Below are 20,728 nucleotides of genomic sequence, written 5' to 3'. Positions count from 1 at the left end.
TCTATGCGCAGTCATCCAAAATTGATCGCCTCAGGCAAGAACTAACGTAGACGCTGACCCGATTCAGGATCAAACAGCATCGCCCGTTCGGGACGGATCGAGAGGCCGATACGTTCACCGGTTGTGCTGCGTTGGTCTTCTCGCTCTTCCACAATCAGCTTATCGCCATTTGGCGTCAGCAGATACGAATAGGATACACCGCCAAGCGCTTCTGTCAGATCGACCGTACAGGCATCACCGCTTCGATCCACTTGAATATGCTCGGGTCGAATCCCGAGCGTCACCTTTGTCGCTCTGTTCGGAACACTTTCAGTGACAGGGATCGAGTCGGTCAGCGCAGGGTGCCGAACCATACCGTCAACGACATCGCACTCTAAAAAGTTCATCGCCGGCGAACCAATAAAGCCTGCCACGAACTTATTGTCGGGGTCGCGATACAGGTCCATGGGGGCGCCTACCTGCTCGATCCTGCCATCGCGCAAGACAACGATCTTGTCGGCCATGGTCATTGCCTCAACCTGATCATGCGTAACATAGATCATCGTTGCGCCAATTTCTTGATGAAGTCGCGCAATCTCGACCCGCATTTCAACACGCAATTCCGCGTCAAGGTTCGAAAGGGGCTCGTCAAACAGGAACACTTCGGGGCCACGCACGATAGCACGCCCGATCGCCACCCGCTGACGCTGGCCACCGGACAACGCTTTGGGTTTGCGTTTCAGATACTGGTCGAGTTTCAGTATGTTCGACGCTTCCTGAACCTTCTGATCAATCTCGGCCTTGGCAACACCGTTCATCCGCAGACCAAAACCCATATTCTCGGCCACCGTCATATGGGGATAGAGCGCGTAGGTCTGAAACACCATCGCCACTCCACGCTTGGCCGGATCCACATGCGTGACTTCGCGTGCACCGATATGGATTTCACCATCCGAAGTTTCCTCAAGACCCGCGATCATCCGCAATAGCGTAGACTTGCCGCAGCCCGACGGGCCAACGAACACACAGAACTCGCCATCTTCAATCTGCAGATCAATGCCGTGGATGACCTGAGTCTGACCATACCGCTTGATCGCGCCTTTCAGGGTTACACCTGTCATGTTGCTTGCATCCTATTCTGTTGGCCCTCAGGGAACCGCCATGCCTGTGCTTCTGTACCAATCTGTTCAGCGACGCGCCGAACGCGCGGCACCCAAGATTGCAACTGCTCGAAATTCATTCGCCCGGTGGACCCCGTCACCGAAAGCGCGCCCAGCATGCGCCCCCCGGTGGTCAAAATCGGACACGCGATGCAGATGATGCCGGGCTCATGCTCTTCATCATCAACGGCGTAACCCCGGCTTCGGATCAGCGCGAGGTCAGCCCGCAATGCCTTTTCTGACGCCAAGGTTTTGTCGGTGAACCGATGGAAACTTTGTTGCGAGACAATCTTTTCCAGCTGTGCCTCGTCCAGATACGCCATCATCGCTTTGCCAACGCCGGTACAATAGGCCGGACCGACCTTACCGGCCTCTGAAAACATCTCGACCGGACGTTGAGCATTGCGTTTATCCACGTAAAGCACCTGCCCGGAATCAAGCTGCGCCAAATGCACTGTTTCCCCGGTCTCGGCGCTGAGCGCGTCCAAGAAGGGTCGTGCAATGGGCGCCAGCGAGCTTTGGGTCCACGCCGAATGCGCCAGCCTTACCAGCCGCATCCCCGGAGAATAGGTCTGACGTTCCGGTTCGTAATACAACATCCCTTGATTAGTCAGCGATTGAAGAAACCGGTACAGCGTCGCTTTGGGGAACTCGCTGCATTCCAGCAACTCACCAAATCTCACAGGACGCTCAAACGCAGCGACCTGCTCCAGCACATCACATGCTTTGCCTATTGTTCCGTCACCTGCCACGGGTGCCCATTCTCCTCCACTTTCCCCCGGCCTTGGACACGAGGGTCTTGACAAGACTAGCCGAGTCGATGTGTAGTTTTCAATATATAAAACAAGGTTTCAATATTTGGAACCAATATGGAAGCTTAAGGGAGGAAACCATGCATTCCATGTTCAAGCGCACAGCGGCGGCTCTGGCTGCCAGTGTGGCACTTGCTGCGCCCGTTGCAGCCGAGCTGACAGGCGAGTTGCGAATCTTTCTCGATACATCCAACCCGGCGCCGCGCGCGACGATGGAAGCAATGATCGATCGATTCGCGGCCGAGCATCCCGGCTTGGAAATCGAAACCACCGTGATCGACCGCGAGGCCTATAAGACCCAGATTCGCAACTTCCTCACAGCGGACACACCGGATGTGGCAACCTGGTACGCGGCCAACCGGATGAAACCATATGTCGAAGCGGGCCTGTTCGAAGACGTATCGGACCTGTGGGCAGAGCCTGAGATCGCCGACAATCTGGCATCCACCAAAGGTGCGATGACCATTGATGGCAAGCAGTGGGGGGTACCCTACACCTATTATCAGTGGGGTGTTTATTATCGCAAAGACATCTTTGATGAACTGGGCCTGACCGAGCCGACCACTTGGGAAGAGGAACTGGCCAACTGTCAGAAGATCGTCGATTCGGGACGCGCCTGCTATACTATCGGGACCAAGTTCCTTTGGACCGCTGGTGGTTGGTTTGACTATCTGAACATGCGCACCAACGGCTACGACTTCCACAACCAACTCGCCAATGGTGAGATCAGCTGGGAAGACGATCGGGTCAAGCAGACCTTTGCCAACTGGAAGCAACTGATCGACATGGGTGCCTTCATCGACAACCACCAGACCTATAGCTGGCAAGAAGCACTGCCCTTCATGGTCAATGGTGAAGCCGCCGCCTATCTGATGGGCAACTTCGCCGTGGCTCCGCTGCGCGAGGCAGGCCTGACAGATGACCAGTTGGACTTCTATCAGTTTGTTGCCATCAATCCCGATGTTGAACTGGCGGAAGATGCACCAACCGATACGTTCCATATCCCGGCCAACGCCTCGAACAAAGAAGCCGCGCGTGAGTTCTTGCGCTTCGTGGTTTCCGCAGACGAGCAGACCGAGATCAACAACGGTGCGAACCTCGGTCAACTTCCAGTAAACGCACAATCTTCTGTGGATGACGATAAGTTCCTGCAGCAGGGCTTTGCGATGCTATCGTCCAACAGCCCAGGTGGTGTTGCCCAGTTCTGGGACCGTGACGCTCCGGCAGAAATGGCCAAAGCGTCTATGGAAGGCTTCCAGGAGTTTATGGTCAAGCCGGACAACGCGGACAAGATTCTCGCCAAGCTGGAACGTGCGCGCGAGCGTATCTACGACAACTGATCATGAACGGGCCGGGCGAAAACCCGGCCTACTTCACCGTATAATTTAGGGCGGTATTTAGTCCGCCACACCTTCACCCGGGAAACCGATATGACCACAATCGCCGATGTCCAAGAACAAGAAAGCTGGTTCCACAGGAACCAACAACGTATCGCGCCGTGGTTGTTTCTGGCCCCGGGTCTTTTGTTTTTCATGGTCTATGTGATCATCCCAGTTTTTCAGTCCTTCAATCTGTCTCTTTATGAATGGGACGGCTTGGGCGCGGCAGAATATGTGGGCTTTCGCAACTACGAAGACCTTTATTGGGAATGGGTCGATCGGGACGCATTCTATATCTCACTGAAAAACAACCTGATCTGGTTGATCCTATATCTGGCCGCGATCCCTGCTGGCTTGTTTATCGCATTATTCCTGAACCAGACTGTCTGGGGCATCCGCCTCTATAAATCGCTGTTTTTCTTCCCCTTTGTGATTTCTCAGGTCGTTGTGGGCCTGGTTTTCACGTGGTTTTATGATCCGACCTTTGGCCTTCTGAACGAATTCCTAGGCCTGTTTGGAATGGGCCCACTAAATGTGCTGGGTGATGAACGCTTCGTCACATATGGCATCATCTTCGCGGGCCTTTGGCCGCAGACCGCCTATTGCATGATTCTCTATCTCACTGGCCTGAACGCCGTGGACCCTGAACAGATCGAGGCCGGACGGCTGGATGGTGCCAAAGGTGGCAGAATGCTTTGGCACATTATCTTGCCGCAACTGCGCCCTGCGACCTTCATCGCCTTCGTCGTTACCATTATCGGCGCGTTGCGCAGCTTTGACCTGATCTCGATCATGACCCAGGGCGGGCCTTTCGGGTCGTCCCGCGTGCTGGCCTATTACATGTTCGAGGTCGCCCTGTCCGAATATGGTTTCCGCATGGGATATGGCGCCGCTATCGCTGTGATCCTGTTCCTGATCATGCTCTGCTTCATCGCCTACTTCCTGTGGTCGATGTACCGCGAAGAAAGAGGGCACTGAGATGTTTCCCAAACCCATCGAAAAACAACCCCGCGCGGCCCAGTTCACCTATCAGGCAATGTTACCGGTGGCCCTGCTGCTTTGGCTTGGACCCTTGCTGGCGGTCGCATTGTTCTCGGTCAAACCAGCGGCGGATTTCACCAACGCAAACTACTGGGGCATGCCGTCCAGCTTTGAAGGCGCGTTCAACTACGGGCAAGTTTTCTTTAACTCGGATATGCCGCGGTACCTGCTGAACTCGTTCCTGATCACCGTCCCAACTGTGATCGGTGCCGTGGCGCTTAGCTGTATGACCGGGTTTGCGTTGGGGATCTACAAATTCAAATCGAACCTCTGGATCTTCTTCATGTTTGTGGCAGGCAACTTCGTGCCCTTCCAGATCCTGATGGTACCTGTGCGTGACCTGACGCTCGAGTTGGGCCTCTATAACACTAAAACCGGTCTTGTGCTGTTCCATATTGCGTTCCAGACCGGCTTCTGCACGCTCTTTATGCGAAACTTTATCCGCGCCCTGCCTTTCGAGTTGATCGAGGCCGCACGGGTCGAAGGCATAAGCGAATGGCGGATCTTCTGGTATGTCGTTCTGCCCTTGATGAAGCCTGCGATTGCCGCACTCAGCGTGCTGATCTTCACCTTCATCTGGAACGACTATTTCTGGGCCGTTGTGCTGACCCAAGGGGCCGAAAGCCAACCTGTCACGGCAGGGATAACCAGCTTTAACGCGCAATTCCGCGCCGCCTATCAATTGATGAGTGCCGGTTCTATCGTGGCAGCCCTGCCGCCTGTGGCCATGTTTTTTCTGATGCAGAAACACTTCATCGCGGGCCTGACCCTCGGTGCCGTAAAATAACGTCAAACCAGAGGTTTACCTCATGACAAAGATCACCTTTGTAGGTGCGGGTTCCACGATCTTCATGCAGAATATCGTGGGCGATGCCCTGCTCACCCCTGCACTGGCTGATAGCCACTTTGCATTGATGGATATCGATCCGGTACGCTTGGCCGAAAGTGAGGCCGTGGCCAAGGCTATGATCCGCTCAGTCGGCGCTGGTGCGACGGTCTCGACCCACACGGATCGCCGTTCCGCGCTGGATGGCACTGATTTCGTGATCACGGCCTTTCAGGTTGGCGGGTATGAACCCTGCACGGTGACCGATTTCGAAATCCCAAAGCAGTACGGCCTGCGCCAAACTATCGCTGATACGCTGGGCGTGGGTGGCATCATGCGCGGTTTGCGCACCGTGCCCGTCCTATGGGGCGTCGCGCAGGACATGATGCAACTCTGCCCTGATGCCACGCTGTTGCAATACGTAAATCCGATGGCGATCAACACTTGGGCACTGGCCGAGCGCTTCCCAGCGCTGAAACATGTGGGTCTGTGCCATTCCGTCCAGAATACCGTTGAGGAACTGGCGCATGATCTGGATCTGCCCAAGGCAGATATTCGCTACAAAGTCGCAGGCATCAACCACGTCGCATTCTTCCTTAAACTCGAACACGAGGGGCGCGATCTTTATCCCGCTCTGCGCCAGGGCCATCGTGCCGGGCACTTGCCCAAGCCTCCGCTGCTCATGCCGCGCTGTCCGAACAAAGTGCGCTATGAGGTAATGGACCATTTGGGATACTTCTGCACCGAAAGTTCCGAGCATTTTGCAGAATACGTACCTTGGTTCATCAAAGACGGTCGCAATGACCTGATCGAACAGTTCAGCATTCCGCTGGATGAATATCCGACCCGCTGTGTCGAGCAGGTGGCCAATTGGAAAGAGCAGGCCAAAACTCTGACTGATGGTCGCGACATCGAGGTCAATCGAAGCCACGAATTTGCTGCTGACTTGATGAACGCAGTCGTAACAGACACCCCATACGCGGCTTATGGCAACCTGCCGAATACGGGTCAGATTCCCCAACTGCCATTGGGTGCCGTGGTCGAAACGCCTTGTCTGGTTGACTCGAATGGTGTCCAACCTTCCGTGGTCACGGATATCCCGCCACAACTGATCGCGCTGATGCGGACCCAGATCAACGTACAAGAGCTAACGGTTCGTGCGCTGACCGAAGAGAACCCCGAATACATCTATCACGCCGCAATGATGGATCCCCATACTGCGGCCGAATTGGATCTGCGCCAAATTCGCAGCCTCGTTACCGATCTTCTTTCCGCCCATGGCGACTGGCTGCCCGATTGGTGCCGGCCGGCCCGCGCCGCCTGATCTTCATCTTTTCAAAAATACTCAATTCCAACGTCAGCCAGACAGACAGAGCCAAAAATGACCAAAAAACGCCGTTCACAGCATTGGTACGGAAAACTCGACAAGGACGGGTTCATTCACCGGTCCTGGATGAAAAACCAGGGCTTTCCAGACCATGCTTTCGACGGGCGCCCCATCATCGGCATCTGCAACACCTGGTCAGAACTGACCCCCTGCAACTCGGGCCTGCGCGATCTCGCCGAGGGCGTCAAACGCGGCGTGTGGGAGGCTGGCGGCTTCCCTGTGGAATTCCCGGTGATGTCGCTCGGCGAGACGCAGATGAAGCCCACTGCGATGCTGTTTCGTAACCTGCTGGCGATGGATGTCGAAGAATCCATCCGCGCCTATGGCATTGATGGTGTTGTCCTTTTGGGCGGCTGCGACAAGACTACACCGGGTCAATTGATGGGAGCGGCCTCGGTCGATTTGCCGTCTATCGTGGTCAGCTCTGGCCCCATGCTCAACGGCAAGTATCGCGGTCAGGATATCGGGTCGGGCACTGACGTCTGGAAATTTTCTGAGGCTGTCCGTGCCGGGGAAATGACCCTGCAGGACTTCATGAACGCCGAATCCGGCATGTCGCGCAGTGCAGGCGTTTGTATGACCATGGGCACGGCCAGCACCATGGCCTCGCTGGTGGAGGCGATGGGCATGTCCCTGCCCACCAATGCGGCCCTTCCCGCCGTTGATGCCCGCCGCATGGCGCTGGCACATCTGACGGGCAAGCGCATTGTCGAGATGGTGGACGAAGACCTCAAGCCCTCGGACATTCTGACCAAGGAAGCCTTTGAAAACGCCATCCTTGCCAATGCAGCCGTCGGAGGTTCGACAAATGCAGTGGTCCACCTGTTGGCGCTTGCAGGTCGCGTGGGCATCGAACTGACGTTGAAAGATTTTGAAATCGGGTCAGAAATACCTCTGCTGGTCAACTGTATGCCTTCGGGCAAATATCTGATGGAGGATTTCTGTTACGCGGGCGGAGTGCCTGTGGTTCTGAACGAACTAAAGCCTTTCCTGCGACCGGCGAAAACAGTTTTGAACAAGGATATTTCGGCCCATTACGAGGGGGCTGAGTGTTTCAACGCAGACGTCATCCGCCCCTTCGATGATCCCATCAAACCAGCCGCAGGCCTGCGGGTTCTGCGCGGCAATCTCGCGCCCAACGGGGCCATCGTGAAGCCTTCGGCAGCCACGGATTCGCTGCTGGAAACCGAGGCAGAAGCGTATGTCTTTGAAAGCATCGAAGACCTGAAAGCCAACATCGATCGCGACGACCTGCCGGTGACATCTGAGACTATTCTGGTTCTCAAGGGCTGTGGTCCCAAAGGCTATCCAGGTATGCCCGAAGTTGGGAACATGCCAATCCCGGCGAAGCTGGTCAAAGAAGGCGTACGCGACATGATCCGTATCTCAGATGCGCGCATGTCAGGCACAGCCTTCGGAACCGTCATCTTGCATGTCAGCCCCGAGGCGCAGGCAGGTGGCACGCTGGCCCTGGTCAAAACCGGTGACCGTATCCGCGTGTCCGCCAGCAAGGGCGAGCTGGAACTGCTGGTTGATGAAAAGGAACTGGACGCCCGCCGCGCCCTGTGGCAACCGGACGATCCACATTACACACGCGGGTATGCAAAACTTTATATCGACCACGTATTGCAGGCCGATCAGGGCGCTGATCTTGATTTCCTGGTCGGCAAAGATACCCGCCTTGTGACCAGAGAGAGCCACTGATGGATCATCCTGCTATCTTTCCCGACCTGAACGGCGCTTCCATCTACATTACTGGCGGCGGATCTGGCGTTGGTGCCGCACTGACCGACGGGTTTATGGGCCAAGGCGCAAAAGTTGCCTTTATCGGTCGTTCCGATGCAGGAGCTTTCGTCGATGAGATGCGAGACAAGCATGGGCGCGCACCTTTGTTCCTTCAGGGGGATATGACGGATACCGAGCTGTTGCAAGCCACCATGGCTAAAGCGGCCGAAGCGCATGGTCCGATCAAAGTGCTGGTCAACAATGCGGCCAATGACAAGCGCCATTCGCTGGAAGAAACCACGACTGATTTCTGGGACTGGATGATCGAGGTGAACCTCAAAGCTTATTACTTCGCTTGTCAGGAAGCAGCCCGCCAGATGAAAGACCACGGCGGTTCAATCATCAATTTCAGTTCGATTAGCTACATGATGGGAAATGCGGGTTATCCGATCTACACAAGTTCAAACGCCGCGATCACCGGCATGACAAGGTCGTTGGCGCGCGAGCTTGGGCCGCAGAACATCCGCGTCAACGCGCTGGCTCCGGGATGGGTCCTGACCCAGAAGCAGCTGGACATGTGGGCCACACCAGAAGACCTGGCGGCGCATATGGATCGCCAGTGTCTGAAAGAGCATTTGACGCCCGAAGACATGATCGCGCCGACCCTGTTCCTTGCCTCAAACGCAAGCCGTGCGATGACCGGGCAATGCATGGTGGTCGACGGCGGCGTCGTAGGAACGGGGTGATGCTATGAATGTCGATTGGATCGCCGTCGATTGGGGAACATCGCATCTGCGCGCCTGGGCCATGCAAGGAGACCGCGCAGTCGCTCACGCTTCTTCTCAGGATGGCATGTCGCGCACTGCAGGTGGGGATTTTCAGGCAGCCCTGCTGGCTCTGGTCGAAGATTGGCTGCCCGGACATCCGGTGGACGTGATCGCCTGTGGCATGGTCGGCGCACGACAGGGTTGGGTCGAGGCGCCGTATTCTGCGGTTCCTTCCAAGCCGATCCCGGTTGTCCCGTTCCGCGTGCCCAACACCGATCCGCGCATAAGGGCCTTCGTGGTGCCCGGGTTGAAACAAAACTCACCCCCCGATGTTATGCGTGGGGAAGAAACACAGATCGCCGGGTTTCTCAGTACCCATCAAAATTGGGACGGCGTCATCTGTCTACCCGGCACCCATACCAAGTGGGTGCAGATCAGCGCAGGCGAGGTCGTCAGTTTCCGCACTTTTATGACCGGCGAGATGTTTGATCTGCTGCGCGGGCAATCCGTCCTGCGGCATTCGATTGATGAAGGTTGGGATGACGATGCATTTTCCGATGCTGTGGCTGACGCGCTGTCAAAACCCGAGCAACTTGCTGCACGGTTGTTTGGCCTTCGTGCTGCGGACCTGCTGCACGGTCAAGACAAGAGCATCGCAAGTGCACGCCTGTCGGGAATTCTGATTGGCGCTGAACTAGCTGCATCACGGCCCTATTGGTTGGGTCAACAACTGGCAATAATAGGCTCGGAAGGGTTGACCAAGGCCTATGCGGCGGCGTTGCAACAGCAAGGCGCGCTGGTCGAAACCGCCGACGCTACTGCCACAACCCTTGCAGGGCTGGCGCAGGCCCGAACACTGACGAGGCAAACCGCATGAGCCGTCCTATCATCGCCATCTTGCGTGGCTTGACACCCGCCGAAGCATCCCCGGTCGGGCGCGCCCTGCTGCAAGCGGGCATTGACAGAATTGAAGTACCGCTCAACTCGCCCGATCCGTTGGAGAGTATCCGTATACTCGCCTCCGAGATCGGAGATTGCGCGCTGGTCGGAGCCGGCACCGTGCTAACCACGGAGCAGGTTGAGGCGGTCGCTGAGGTCGGGGGCAAACTGATCGTGTCGCCAAATTGCGATGTTTCGGTGATCGAACGCTCGGTCGCACTTGGGCTGCAAAGCTGGCCGGGCGTTTTCACCCCGACCGAAGCTTTCACCGCCCTGCAGGCAGGGGCAACGGGGTTGAAACTGTTCCCGGGATCGATGGCCGGACCCGTCGGATTAGCTGCGATGCGTCCAATTCTGCCGACTGGCAGCCAGATTTATGCTGTCGGCGGTGCGGGTCCTGAGAATTTTGATCAGTGGATCAAAGCCAGCGCTGATGGCTTTGGCATAGGGTCCGCGCTGTATAAACCGGGTATGTCGGTCGACGCAGTATCGAACCATGCCCAGCAAATCGTGGCCGCCTATGATAAGGCGGTGAAATGAGCCACATTTATGATGATCGCCCTTGCGAGTTGGGTGAGGGACCGTTGTGGCATCCCGAGCGCAATCAGCTGTTCTGGTTTGACATCCTTAGCAAGCGGCTGATGTCCCAAGAAAGCAGCAAGGCAAGAGAATGGGCGTTTGACGAACATGTCTCAGCCGCCGGTTGGGTCGATCGCGACACTTTGCTGATCGCATCTGAAACCGGACTTTGGCGGTTTGGGCTGGAAAGCCACTCCATGGATTTGATTGTGCCGCTTGAGGCCGACAATCCCGTGACCCGATCCAATGACGGCCGCGCCGATCCTTGGGGCGGGTTCTGGATTGGCACCATGGGGAAAAACGCAGAAACAGGTGCCGGGTCAATTTATCGATATTGGCAAGGTGAGCTTCGGCCATTGGTCCGAGATGTAACCATCTCAAACGCGATCTGCTTTGCTCAGGATCGATCCTGCGCCTATTACAGCGATACCGTCACCAAACAGGTCATGCGCTGGGAGCTGGACGATGCAACTGGCTGGCCTATCGGTGAAGCCGCCTTATTCCTTGATCTACAAAGTGATGGCTTGAACCCGGATGGGGCAGTTGTGGACAGCAGCGGAAATATCTGGATTGCACAGTGGGGTGCGAGCCGCGTCGCGGCTTATTCACCAAGCGGCCAATTCCTAAGGGCCGTTGAATTTGACGCCTTGCACACCTCCTGCCCAAGCTTCGGCGGGGACGATCTGACCACGCTTTTCTGCACCACCGCCCGGCAGGGGCTTGATGCAGACACGCTTACAAACACGCCTTCAAATGGTATGACTTTTGCTGCGCACAATATCGGGCAAGGTCAGGCGGAGCACAGAGTAATACTATGAAACCAGAACTTGGGGTCTGCTATTACCCCGAACATTGGCCCGAGGAAAACTGGGCCAAAGATGCGGCGCGCATGATCGAAACCGGTCTGTCCTGGGTCAGGATCGGGGAATTCGCATGGAGCCGGATGGAACCCTCTCTAGGTGATCTGCAGTTTGATTGGTTGGATCGCGCGATCGAGACGTTGGGCGGTGCGGGCCTGAAAATTGTTCTGGGAACCCCCACGACCACACCGACGCGCTGGATGCTGGACAAGTATCCCGATATGCTTGCCGTGGACGCAAATGGCGATCCGCGCAAGTTTGGTTCTCGCAGGCACTATTGCTTTAGTCACGCGGGATACATCGACGAATGCAAGCGGATCGCCCGGATCATGGGTCAGCGGTATGGTAGCAATCCGCATATCGCTGCCTGGCAGATCGATAATGAATATGGCTGCCATGATACGACGATCAGCTACAGTAACGCGGCCCTGAAAGCATTTCGCGGCTGGTTATCAGACCGATACGGTTCGATCGATGCGCTTAATAGCGCCTGGGGAAATGTGTTCTGGTCGATGGAGTATAACAGCTTCGATCAGATCGAACTGCCGAACCAAACAGTGACCGAGCCGAACCCGGCGCATGTTCTTGCGTTTCGCCGTTTCAGTTCAGATCAAGTTGTGGCGTTCAACAAGGCTCAGGTCGATGAACTGCGCCCGCTAACGGATGCGCCGCTGCTACATAATTACATGGGCCGCGTGTTGGAGTTCGATCATTTCGATGTCGGCAAAGACCTGGATATCGCCACGTGGGACAGCTATCCGATCGGGTTCCTTTCGGATCGTCTGGAAGCGGATGAGGCGCATAAGACCGAGTTCTTGCAACAGGGTGATCCTGACATGCAGGCATTTCACCATGACCTCTACCGCGCTGTCGGTCGGGGGCGCTGGTGGGTGATGGAACAACAGCCCGGCCCGGTGAATTGGGCTCCATACAACCCGGCCCCCCTGCCGGGTATGGTCCGGTTATGGACACTTGAAGCGGTGGCGCATGGAGCCGAAGTGGTCAGCTATTTCCGCTGGCGGCAAGCACCATTCGGACAGGAACAGATGCATGCGGGTCTGTTAACCCCGCATGGGCACGATGCACCCGGATTGGCCGAGGCGCGCCAGGCCGCTGATGATCTGGCGGCATTGGGCGAGGTTAAACCCGCACGCGCCCAAGCGGCCATTATGTTCGACTATGCATCGGACTGGGCGTGGGCCACGCAGCCTCAGGGCGCTGGATTTGACTATTTCAGGCTGGTGTTCTCGGCCTACCGCGCTCTGCGCCGTGCTGGGCTATCGGTGGATATTGTTCCCCCTGAAGAGGTCGGCAACGAACGCTATAACCTTATCCTTGCACCGGGTGTGGCTGTGTTGGGCGATCTTGAACGGCGCTTGTTAGAAGGTTGCGATCTGGCAATTCTGGGGCCGCGCAGTGGTGCAATCACTGAGGACTTTGAAATTCCTAGCACTGGACGTCCTGGCCTTGTCGGTCTTGATGCACATGTGGATCTGATCGAAACGCTGCCACCTAATGTGGCACGCGTAGTCGATGGCGGTGGCAGTGCAAAACACTGGGTTGAACGCTTATCGGGCGAAGCCAAAACACTGTTGTCGTTCACCGATGGCACACCAGCTCTGCAGGGGGACTCCGGGCTTTGGTATCTGGCGGGGTTCCCGGATGAACAGCTTTGGGATCGTGTCGTTGCATTGGCTGCACATGAAATCGGTATGAAACTGTATCCGATGCCTGCCGGGCTGAGACGACGCGAGACGCAGTCGCACGAAGTCTTGATCAACTACAAGGCGCATTCCGTTTCATGGAACGACCTGCAGATTGATGGTTGTGACGTTCTCTTTAGGAAGCGTGACTCATATTAACGTTAATCTAGATACCGCTAACATAACCTGATAGAGGGCATGGCGCAGGTCATGGCTCCTACAGGTTGCGACAATGAAATACACCCGTTCAGACTTTCCCGATGGCTTCCTTTTTGGGGCGGTCGCCCCTGCCGAAATGGCCTTGGGGTTGGACATGTACCGCATTTCGATCCGTTGGGCTGACATTCTGCCAGATGGGCGCACGCCTGATTTGGCTGCGCTGGATCGTTATGAGCATCAGATTGACCAGATTCTGGAGCAGAACATGCGTCCCTGTGTCGTACTGGATCAAGCGGTGCTTCCCGCCGAATTGGTCGATATCGGGGGTTGGCGTAATCGAAAGGTGGCGGATCATTTCGCGCGTTTTGCCGAGGCAATCGTTGCGCGGATGGGTGATCGCATATTCGGGATTTCGACCTCTAAACTGGCCTTCGACAGCAACAGAGATTCACGCACCGAAGCGCGTAGTCTTCATCATCAGCTTCTTGCTCAAGGCTCTGCTCGACAAGAGATGCGGAGCTATGGAATGAGCAATCTTGGTGCCGAGCTTGAATCAGATCTCTTGGAAGCAGTTTTCAGCAAGCAATACCCTAAGCAACTTCTGGATCGGCTGGGAGAAAACCTTCCTGATAACTGGACGGATGACTTTGCAATCATTGCAGAGCCTGTCGATTGGCTGAGCATAACCAATGCGGAAGACATTGAATTCGGCTCGGTGCTGCGCACAGTGCGTAAACACGCGCAGTCAATTCCAGTTTTTGCAACTGTGAACTCAGATACTGAACGGGGCGTAACCCATGGCCTGGAAACCGTGCACGCCGCCCTTGCCCAAGACGGCTTGATTCAAGGCGTTTTTGTTCATTCCGAGCAAACCAACTCAATCGAGGCGCTGCGCCCGGTTCTAAGTCGTGGTGATCAGCCTGCACCTTGGGTTCGGCCCAAAGAAGGGCTGCACGCACATTGGAACCTTGTCGCCGATATCGGTGGCACCAACACGAGACTGGGTGTCGTGACCGAAGGTGAACTGACCGATCTGCGCAAACATCCCACCGGCACAGTCAGCGATCTGCAAGATGCTTTGCATGATCTGTGTGACGAGATCGGCACCCAACCGCGCGCGGTTGTCGCTGCGGGTGCAGGTCCGGTACAGAATGGCACCATTCGCCTGACGAATGCCAATCTTGATCTGTCCGAGGATGCTCTGGCCAAAGCTACGGGCGCACACCACACCTATGTTATCAACGACTTTACCGCCGCTGCTTGGTCGGTCGCTGAAATCACTGACAAAGATATTGAGGTTCTGCAGGGCGTTGCAACGCCACCGCTTGGGACACGGCTGGTTGTCGGCCCGGGCACAGGGCTTGGTGTGGGTGCCCTGCTCTTTTCTGAAGGTCACTTTCATACCGTTTCGGGGGAAGGTGGACATGTTGGATTGTCGCCGCGCCATCTGGATGAGGTTGAGGTTTTTAGAGCCGCTCGCCGGATTGTGCCCGAGTGTTTTTTCGACGACACCCTCGTTATCGAAGCTGAGATGTTCCTAAGCGGTACGGGCCTGCCGGTTCTCTATCAAGCGATTGGGATGGCCGAAGGTCTGAACGATGTCGCCAAGCGTCCGGCAAAAGATATTCTGCAAGATGCACAAGACGGCTCGGATCCCTGCGCCGTTAAAGCAGCCCGAATGTTCACCGAGCACCTTGGTGCCGTCATGGGAGATCTCGCCGTCGCGCTGATGCCGACAGGCGGTGTATTTCTGGTTGGTGGCGTCGCCGAAAAGAACCGCTGGTTGTTTGGTCAGGATTTTCTGCGTGCCTTCAACGCTGGCGGTCGGTTTGATGAGCTGCGCCAATCGATGAATTTGTATGTGTCAGAGCAAGATGAATTCGGTATTGTTGGCGCTAACAATTTCTGCAAGAATGCGCTCGCACGGTAGCTGCATCGCGCGTTTTCTGAACAATCGGGGGATAACACGATGATCCTGTGCTGTGGAGAAGCTCTGATCGACATGATCGCCGAGCCTACGGTTTCTGGTGCAAATGGGTTTGTGCCGCATTCCGGTGGTGCGATCTTCAACACCGCAATCGCATTGGGGCGTTTGGGGGCACAACCCGGGCTATTGTCCGGGCTCTCGACGGATATGTTTGGCGAGCAGCTGATCGCCGCATTGCAAATCAGCCATGTTGCAACCTCGCATGTAATCCGCTCGGATCGTCCGACTACGCTTGCCTTTGTTCAGCTGCAGGACGGTCATGCCACCTACAGTTTTGTGGACGAGAATACGGCAGGACGAATGCTTCGGCCCGAGGATATGCCGGATCAACTGCCGGGTGTTTCGGCCTTATATTTTGGTGGGATCAGTCTGGCTTGCGAACCCTGCGCCGATGCATATGCGTCCCTGCTTGAGCGCCATGGGTCTGATCGCGCCGTGATGCTGGATCCAAATATTCGTCCCGGGTTTATCAAAGACCAGACCCGTTATCGCACGCGCCTCAACCACATGATTGCGCAGACTGATATTGTCAAAGTTTCAGATGAAGATCTGGATTGGATCATCCCGGGGCCTGAAAGCCATGCCGAGAAAATCCCTTTGCTGCTTCAAGCCGGCCCGGCGGTTGTGATCGTAACCAAAGGGGGCGACGGCGCGACGGGTTATCTGTCAGATGGGTCCGAGGTGTCTGTCCCCGTTCAAAAGGTTGACGTCGTGGACACCGTTGGTGCAGGGGATACGTTCAATGCAGGTGTATTGGCGGCGCTCAGCCAAGCTGGTCATCTCAGCAAACCCAACCTGCGCAGCTTGTCAGAGAACAGTCTGCGCGACGCTTTAACGTTCGGCGCTAAAGTTGCGGCCGTTACCGTATCACGCGCCGGGGCGAACCCACCTTGGGCCGAGGAACTTTGAACGCTACGTACGCTTAGCATTGACGCTTTGATGCTGCGTTCAAATTTGAACAGCCGACAGGTAAAGCACCAGCTATTCGCTATGCAGTCAAAAAGGCCCCCGAGATTGCTCGGGGGCCAAATTTGTTTTCGCCGTGTTTTAGAAACCTATCAGCTCCGGCCCTTCCATGGGACAAGCCAGTTCTCGGCCTTACGCATCAGAATATCGATGCCATAGCCGATCACGCCGATCAGAACGATCCCCATGATGACGATATCGGTCAGCTGGAACTTGGACGCAGCGATGATCATCATCCCGGCCCCTTTTTGTGCCGCAACAAGTTCTGCCGCAACAACCGTGCCCCAGCAAACTCCCATGGCCACACGCGCGCCGGTGAAAATTTCAGGCAGCGAGTTGGGTACGATCACATGGCGCATGATCTGCCATTTCGACGCCCCCAGCGAGTAAGCCGCATGGATTTTTGAGATATTCACACCTGATACACCAGCCCGTGCTGCAATGGTCATGATCCAAAGCGCCGCAAGGAACAGCAGAACGATCTTGCCAGTTTCCCAGATGCCGAACCAAATGATCACCAGTGGGATCAGCGCCAATGGTGGGACCGGGCGCATGAATTCGACGATCGGATCAAACCAGCCACGGAACCAGCCAGACAAGCCCATCGCATAGCCCAACGGGATGCCCACAAGCGCACCAGCGATGAACCCGGCAATAACGCGCAGCAGCGACCAGCCCAAATGCTCCCAGAGTGAGAAGTTCTGGTAACCCTCGCTGGCGATCTCGAAGAATCGAGCGACAACGGTTTCTGGTGCAGGAAGCCAGATGGGGTTCATCTGCAGACCCTGTTTCGGGGTGAAACTGATCGCACCTTTTCCGGTCAACGTTACAGTGCCGTCACCTGTGTCGACCTTTTGGCCTTCACCGATGGGTGTACCGTTAATCGCGACAATCTTGGCGCCTTCGTTGCGCTTGGCGTCATCATTCTTGTCAAACAAGATCGTCGATGAACGGCCCGCGGCCGCAGCGACGGCGTCGTCCTTGGCAAACCCGCTACCGGGATCAACCTCGAACTTCTCTGCTTCGTCACCAAAGGCAGGAACGCGAACATAGATTGTTGCCTCATCCGTGCTTCCGTCCGCATTTTCCAGCGTGTAGGTGAATTGTGTATCACCGACAAACGGCCCCGGAACGTGGATCGGAAACAGCTTGGAACCGGTGAACGCCGCCCAGATCACAAAGATCACAAGGACCGAGATGATCGATGCTGCCCTGTCTGCGCGTACGGCACTTTCGTCACCAAAGGTCACAGTTTTCAGGCTGGTGAAATCCTGACGCGATTGAAGGCCACGCCGCAATGCGTAGACGATGAAAAACGCACCACCGAACAGGCCGATATAAAAGAGGAGTACAATCATGATGCCTGCTCCGTCCGACCCATAATCTCTTCTTCCATCTCCCAGATCATCGAGAGAATCTCATCTCGCTTCTCAGCGAAACCTTCGGATTTCTTCACATCGCGCAGGTCTGCATTCACGCCTCGCTCGGCAAATGGCAGATTGTATTCGCGGTGAATGCGCCCTGGTCTGGGAGCCATGACGATCAGTCGTTCGCCCAGCAACAATGCCTCTTCCACCGAGTGGGTGATCAGGATGATCGTCTTGCCCGTTTCTTTCCAAAGCTTCAGGACAAGGCCCTGCATCTTCTCACGGGTCAGAGCGTCCAGCGCACCCAAGGGCTCATCCATTAGGATAACGTCCGGCTCATTGGCCAGACACCGCGCCAAGGCGACACGCTGTTGCATCCCGCCGGACAGCTCATACACTGCCTTGTCTTTGAAATCCTGAAGTCCAACAACCTCAAGCAGATGGTCCGAGATTTGATCTCGTTCCGCCTTTGGCATGCCTTTCATGCGCGGGCCGAACTCAACATTTTCGCGCACATTCATCCATTCAAACAAAGCGCCTTTCTGGAACACCATTCCGCGTTCAGCATCGGGGCCTTTGACCAAATGGCCGTTCAGTTCAATCTTACCAGATGTCGGCGCCAGAAATCCCGCAACGATGTTCAGCAACGTTGTTTTACCACAGCCCGATGGGCCGAGCACGGACATCAACTCGCCTTCTTTGAGGCTCAGCGATACATCCTGAAGGGCCTGTACTGAGGAGCCGTTGGGCAAGTCAAAGCGCATGGACAAATCTACGATGTCCAGTTCAGGCATCCTGCCTCCTTCCTGCTTTCATAGCTGACGACCGGCCCGCTCTGGGGCCGATCTCATGAAATGTTCGATTGTATTAGTTGCTTGCAGCTGTCAGCGGAGCGGCGTTGACGGCGCCATCGTATGAATCCAGAGCGGATTCGATGCTGCCTGCCGACACGAACACGTTTGCGACGCCTTTCATGAACTCTTGTGCGCCACCGCCCAACCATTTGTCAGACAGCTGATCATCAACCGATGGGAAGGTGAACGTGGCAATTGTGGCCTCAGCATCTGCGGGATCCATACCAGCATCTTTCGCAATTACCGGCAGCATCTCATCTTTGGCGTCGCCTGCGTTCCATTTGGCGTTTGCATCCGCAGTCACCTTCAGGAACTTGGACAGAAGCTCGGGCTCTTCTTCAATGAAGCTGGCCGGTGCACTTGTCACGTCGAATACCAGGATACCGATCTCTTCTTTTTCGGCACCGGTCAGAAGGATGTTGCCATGCTCAGTCATGCGACGCAGCGCACCACCCCATCCGCAGACCATATCGAGGTTGCCCTGGGCGAACGCCGCTGCACCATCAGCCGGAGCCATGTCAACGATTTCCATCGAGCCTACATCGACACCGAAATGGCCCATTTGCGACAGGAAACCATAATGCGCGGCAGTACCGATCGGAACACCGACCTTCTTGCCGTTCAGTTCGCCAGCATTGGTCTTATCGATTTCAAGAGCTTCAGCAACGACGCAGTTGTCATTGTCTGAGTAGCTGACGGCCACATCGACAATCTGAATGTCCTGACCCGCCGAAGTTGTCACAACGAAAGGCGGCACACCCTGACTGACTGCGATCTGAACGTCACCCGAAGCCATTGCTGCAGACATTGCAGTTCCGGTGTCGAAGGACACCCAGTTGATCTTGACCCCAAGCTCTTCTTCGTAGGTGCCATTTGCTTTTGCATATTGGAACGGCATCGGCCATTCGAGGAAATAAGCAACCGTAAGTTCATCAAGCGCAGCGGCTTGAGTGGCGGTAATGGCTGCGGTCCCGGCGAAAGCCGTGGTGAGCAGATATTTTTTGATCATTTTTACTATTTTCTCCCTGCTGGTTCCGTGCATCCGACTTTACTGTGGTTCGAGCACTGGAACAGTGAAAAAACCATAATCATTGCGAGCCAAATTAGTAAATCAAAATACTAGTTACGCAAAAACCGAAACTTTGTTTCGCTTTTAGCTTATGGTATGCGTGGCATGTGGGGAGAATCCAGTGTCAAACAAATCGCTTAGTCTCAGATGGCTCGAAGTATTCCAGCTGATTTCCAAATTGGGATCAATCCAGAAAGTTTCAGCCGAGACCGGACTGTCAATCAGTACTGTTTCCAACCACTTACGCAGCCTCGAAAAGGCATTGGATGTGGATCTGGTGGACCACGGACGCAGGCCAATGGGTTTGACCCCAGCGGGCACTGTGTTCTCGCGCCATGTGCACGAAGGTCTGATGTCTCTCAAACGCGGCGAGGCCGAACTGAGGTCTGGCAGTTGGCAACACGCAACGGATCTTCGCCTTGGCCTCATCGACGATTTCGATAGCCGTGTCGCCCCTGACCTGTTTCGACACCTTTCAGCCAGCTTGCCACGGTGCAGTTTTCGCCACTTCACACGCCCCAGCCACGAGATTCTCGATAAGCTGCAGTCTCAAAAGCTGGATGCTGGCGTTGCCACGCGACCCTCAGGAAATGTTGAAGGATTGGTTGAGTTTCCGCTGCTTCGCGATCCTTTCATTGTTATTCTGCCGCCCTCGTATAACGGCCCGGTCGAAGATCTGTTGAACCCGAATAGCCCCCTGCCGCTTTTGCGATACTCGCGAGATCACATAATCGGCAAGCTCATTGAGATTCAACTCACGCGCAGCAAGATCAATTTGCCCAACCGGTTCGAACTTGAATGCAATCAATCCATTATCGGTCTTGTTGCAGGCGGCAGCGGTTGGACGATCACCACTGCCGCAAGCTATTACCGCGCGCGGCGTTTCCACGAAAATGCGCGCGCATTGCCTTTTCCGGGCAAAAGCTTTGCGCGAACCGTCTCGTTGTTCACAACCAATGTGTATCCGTCATCGACCACCCGGTTGATTCATACCACGCTGCAGGATCTGATCTGCCAGCATGTGACCGAACCAATGATATCGCGGTTTCCGTGGCTTAGCGAAGACTTCCGAACGATAACCGCACCTGCGGAATGAAAGGGTGAATCGCTAGTGGGCAAATTCGAAGTTATTTTCCGGCTTTTTCGAAACCGATCTCAGGGTGCTTGAC

At 55.7% G+C, this 20,728-nt stretch carries 18 protein-coding genes; 13 read left to right on the top strand and 5 right to left on the bottom strand.

What is annotated here, in order from left to right; all coding sequences use genetic code 11:
* Nucleotides 1-41: 41 nt before the first annotated feature.
* Together ACR0NN_RS06345 and ACR0NN_RS06340 are read right to left on the bottom strand one after the other, a co-directional pair.
* Entirely contained in the window at nucleotides 42-1,100 is a 1,059-nt protein-coding gene (locus ACR0NN_RS06345) for a sn-glycerol-3-phosphate ABC transporter ATP-binding protein UgpC (protein WP_170723308.1), read from the bottom strand.
* On the bottom strand, nucleotides 1,097-1,891 hold the full coding sequence (locus ACR0NN_RS06340) for an IclR family transcriptional regulator (RefSeq protein ID WP_170723307.1): 795 nt from the start codon (nucleotides 1,889-1,891) through the stop codon (nucleotides 1,097-1,099). Before ACR0NN_RS06340 ends, ACR0NN_RS06345 begins: the two co-directional genes overlap by 4 nt.
* A gap of 140 nt (nucleotides 1,892-2,031) precedes the next feature.
* On the opposite strand from ACR0NN_RS06340, the gene ACR0NN_RS06335 reads away from it, so the two are divergent.
* From ACR0NN_RS06335 to ACR0NN_RS06280, 12 genes are all read left to right on the top strand, one after another.
* Nucleotides 2,032-3,291: an ABC transporter substrate-binding protein gene (locus tag ACR0NN_RS06335; protein ID WP_170723306.1), complete on the top strand. Its 1,260-nt coding sequence runs from the start codon at nucleotides 2,032-2,034 to the stop codon at nucleotides 3,289-3,291.
* A 90-nt stretch (nucleotides 3,292-3,381) separates the two neighbouring features.
* Nucleotides 3,382-4,308, top strand: coding sequence for a carbohydrate ABC transporter permease (locus ACR0NN_RS06330; protein WP_170685606.1), 927 nt, complete (start codon nucleotides 3,382-3,384; stop codon nucleotides 4,306-4,308).
* Between the two features lies 1 nt (nucleotide 4,309).
* Nucleotides 4,310-5,158, top strand: a complete 849-nt coding sequence (locus ACR0NN_RS06325; RefSeq protein WP_170723305.1) for a carbohydrate ABC transporter permease — start codon at nucleotides 4,310-4,312, stop codon at nucleotides 5,156-5,158.
* Nucleotides 5,159-5,180: 22 nt separating this feature from the next.
* On the top strand, nucleotides 5,181-6,521 hold the full coding sequence (gene melA, locus ACR0NN_RS06320; protein ID WP_170723304.1) for an alpha-glucosidase/alpha-galactosidase: 1,341 nt from the start codon (nucleotides 5,181-5,183) through the stop codon (nucleotides 6,519-6,521).
* A 57-nt stretch (nucleotides 6,522-6,578) separates the two neighbouring features.
* Entirely contained in the window at nucleotides 6,579-8,288 is a 1,710-nt protein-coding gene (locus tag ACR0NN_RS06315) for an IlvD/Edd family dehydratase (RefSeq protein ID WP_170723303.1), read from the top strand.
* Nucleotides 8,288-9,055: an SDR family oxidoreductase gene (locus ACR0NN_RS06310; protein WP_170723302.1), complete on the top strand. Its 768-nt coding sequence runs from the start codon at nucleotides 8,288-8,290 to the stop codon at nucleotides 9,053-9,055. Before ACR0NN_RS06315 ends, ACR0NN_RS06310 begins: the two co-directional genes overlap by 1 nt.
* A 4-nt stretch (nucleotides 9,056-9,059) precedes the next feature.
* Complete coding sequence (locus tag ACR0NN_RS06305; RefSeq protein ID WP_170723301.1) at nucleotides 9,060-9,953, top strand: 2-dehydro-3-deoxygalactonokinase; 894 nt, start codon at nucleotides 9,060-9,062, stop codon at nucleotides 9,951-9,953.
* A complete protein-coding gene (locus tag ACR0NN_RS06300; RefSeq protein ID WP_170723300.1) occupies nucleotides 9,950-10,555 on the top strand; it encodes a 2-dehydro-3-deoxy-6-phosphogalactonate aldolase in 606 nt (201 codons plus the stop codon). The genes ACR0NN_RS06305 and ACR0NN_RS06300 overlap by 4 nt, the downstream gene beginning before the upstream one ends.
* Nucleotides 10,552-11,412, top strand: coding sequence for an SMP-30/gluconolactonase/LRE family protein (locus ACR0NN_RS06295; protein WP_170723299.1), 861 nt, complete (start codon nucleotides 10,552-10,554; stop codon nucleotides 11,410-11,412). The genes ACR0NN_RS06300 and ACR0NN_RS06295 overlap by 4 nt, the downstream gene beginning before the upstream one ends.
* Nucleotides 11,409-13,316, top strand: a complete 1,908-nt coding sequence (locus ACR0NN_RS06290; protein ID WP_170723298.1) for a beta-galactosidase — start codon at nucleotides 11,409-11,411, stop codon at nucleotides 13,314-13,316. The genes ACR0NN_RS06295 and ACR0NN_RS06290 overlap by 4 nt, the downstream gene beginning before the upstream one ends.
* Before the next feature lie 73 nt (nucleotides 13,317-13,389).
* Nucleotides 13,390-15,246 (top strand): family 1 glycosylhydrolase, encoded by a 1,857-nt coding sequence (locus ACR0NN_RS06285; protein ID WP_170723297.1) that lies wholly within the window; start codon nucleotides 13,390-13,392, stop codon nucleotides 15,244-15,246.
* A gap of 39 nt (nucleotides 15,247-15,285) precedes the next feature.
* Nucleotides 15,286-16,212 (top strand): carbohydrate kinase family protein, encoded by a 927-nt coding sequence (locus ACR0NN_RS06280; RefSeq protein ID WP_170723296.1) that lies wholly within the window; start codon nucleotides 15,286-15,288, stop codon nucleotides 16,210-16,212.
* A 149-nt stretch (nucleotides 16,213-16,361) separates the two neighbouring features.
* On the opposite strand, the gene ACR0NN_RS06275 is transcribed toward ACR0NN_RS06280, so the two are convergent.
* The 3 genes from ACR0NN_RS06275 to ACR0NN_RS06265 all read right to left on the bottom strand — a co-directional run bounded on the left by ACR0NN_RS06275 (nucleotide 16,362) and on the right by ACR0NN_RS06265 (nucleotide 19,499).
* Nucleotides 16,362-17,627 carry an ABC transporter permease subunit gene (locus tag ACR0NN_RS06275; RefSeq protein WP_170723295.1) on the bottom strand — a complete coding sequence of 422 codons (1,266 nt, stop codon included), beginning with the start codon at nucleotides 17,625-17,627 and terminating at the stop codon, nucleotides 16,362-16,364.
* Nucleotides 17,624-18,430, bottom strand: a complete 807-nt coding sequence (locus tag ACR0NN_RS06270; protein WP_170685594.1) for an ABC transporter ATP-binding protein — start codon at nucleotides 18,428-18,430, stop codon at nucleotides 17,624-17,626. The genes ACR0NN_RS06275 and ACR0NN_RS06270 overlap by 4 nt, the downstream gene beginning before the upstream one ends.
* 73 nt (nucleotides 18,431-18,503) lie before the next feature.
* Nucleotides 18,504-19,499, bottom strand: a complete 996-nt coding sequence (locus tag ACR0NN_RS06265) for an ABC transporter substrate-binding protein (RefSeq protein WP_170723294.1) — start codon at nucleotides 19,497-19,499, stop codon at nucleotides 18,504-18,506.
* Between the two features lie 181 nt (nucleotides 19,500-19,680).
* Here ACR0NN_RS06265 and ACR0NN_RS06260 point away from each other — a divergent pair, with 181 nt between their 5' ends.
* Entirely contained in the window at nucleotides 19,681-20,655 is a 975-nt protein-coding gene (locus tag ACR0NN_RS06260; RefSeq protein ID WP_480684131.1) for a LysR family transcriptional regulator, read from the top strand.
* The last annotated feature ends 73 nt before the right edge of the window (nucleotides 20,656-20,728 follow it).

The organism is Ruegeria sp. BA2, from assembly GCF_056539605.1.
Note: the sequence above shows the minus strand (reverse complement) of the source record. Positions and strands in the feature narration are given on the sequence as shown.

Coding starts and splice junctions, on each gene's coding strand:
- ACR0NN_RS06345 (WP_170723308.1), bottom strand. CDS start 1,100: ATGACAGGTGTAACCCTGAAAGGCGCGATCAAGCGGTATGGTCAGACT.
- ACR0NN_RS06335 (WP_170723306.1), top strand. CDS start 2,032: ATGCATTCCATGTTCAAGCGCACAGCGGCGGCTCTGGCTGCCAGTGTG.
- ACR0NN_RS06330 (WP_170685606.1), top strand. CDS start 3,382: ATGACCACAATCGCCGATGTCCAAGAACAAGAAAGCTGGTTCCACAGG.
- ACR0NN_RS06325 (WP_170723305.1), top strand. CDS start 4,310: ATGTTTCCCAAACCCATCGAAAAACAACCCCGCGCGGCCCAGTTCACC.
- melA (WP_170723304.1), top strand. CDS start 5,181: ATGACAAAGATCACCTTTGTAGGTGCGGGTTCCACGATCTTCATGCAG.
- ACR0NN_RS06315 (WP_170723303.1), top strand. CDS start 6,579: ATGACCAAAAAACGCCGTTCACAGCATTGGTACGGAAAACTCGACAAG.
- ACR0NN_RS06310 (WP_170723302.1), top strand. CDS start 8,288: ATGGATCATCCTGCTATCTTTCCCGACCTGAACGGCGCTTCCATCTAC.
- ACR0NN_RS06305 (WP_170723301.1), top strand. CDS start 9,060: ATGAATGTCGATTGGATCGCCGTCGATTGGGGAACATCGCATCTGCGC.
- ACR0NN_RS06300 (WP_170723300.1), top strand. CDS start 9,950: ATGAGCCGTCCTATCATCGCCATCTTGCGTGGCTTGACACCCGCCGAA.
- ACR0NN_RS06295 (WP_170723299.1), top strand. CDS start 10,552: ATGAGCCACATTTATGATGATCGCCCTTGCGAGTTGGGTGAGGGACCG.
- ACR0NN_RS06290 (WP_170723298.1), top strand. CDS start 11,409: ATGAAACCAGAACTTGGGGTCTGCTATTACCCCGAACATTGGCCCGAG.
- ACR0NN_RS06285 (WP_170723297.1), top strand. CDS start 13,390: ATGAAATACACCCGTTCAGACTTTCCCGATGGCTTCCTTTTTGGGGCG.
- ACR0NN_RS06280 (WP_170723296.1), top strand. CDS start 15,286: ATGATCCTGTGCTGTGGAGAAGCTCTGATCGACATGATCGCCGAGCCT.
- ACR0NN_RS06275 (WP_170723295.1), bottom strand. CDS start 17,627: ATGATTGTACTCCTCTTTTATATCGGCCTGTTCGGTGGTGCGTTTTTC.
- ACR0NN_RS06270 (WP_170685594.1), bottom strand. CDS start 18,430: ATGCCTGAACTGGACATCGTAGATTTGTCCATGCGCTTTGACTTGCCC.
- ACR0NN_RS06265 (WP_170723294.1), bottom strand. CDS start 19,499: ATGATCAAAAAATATCTGCTCACCACGGCTTTCGCCGGGACCGCAGCC.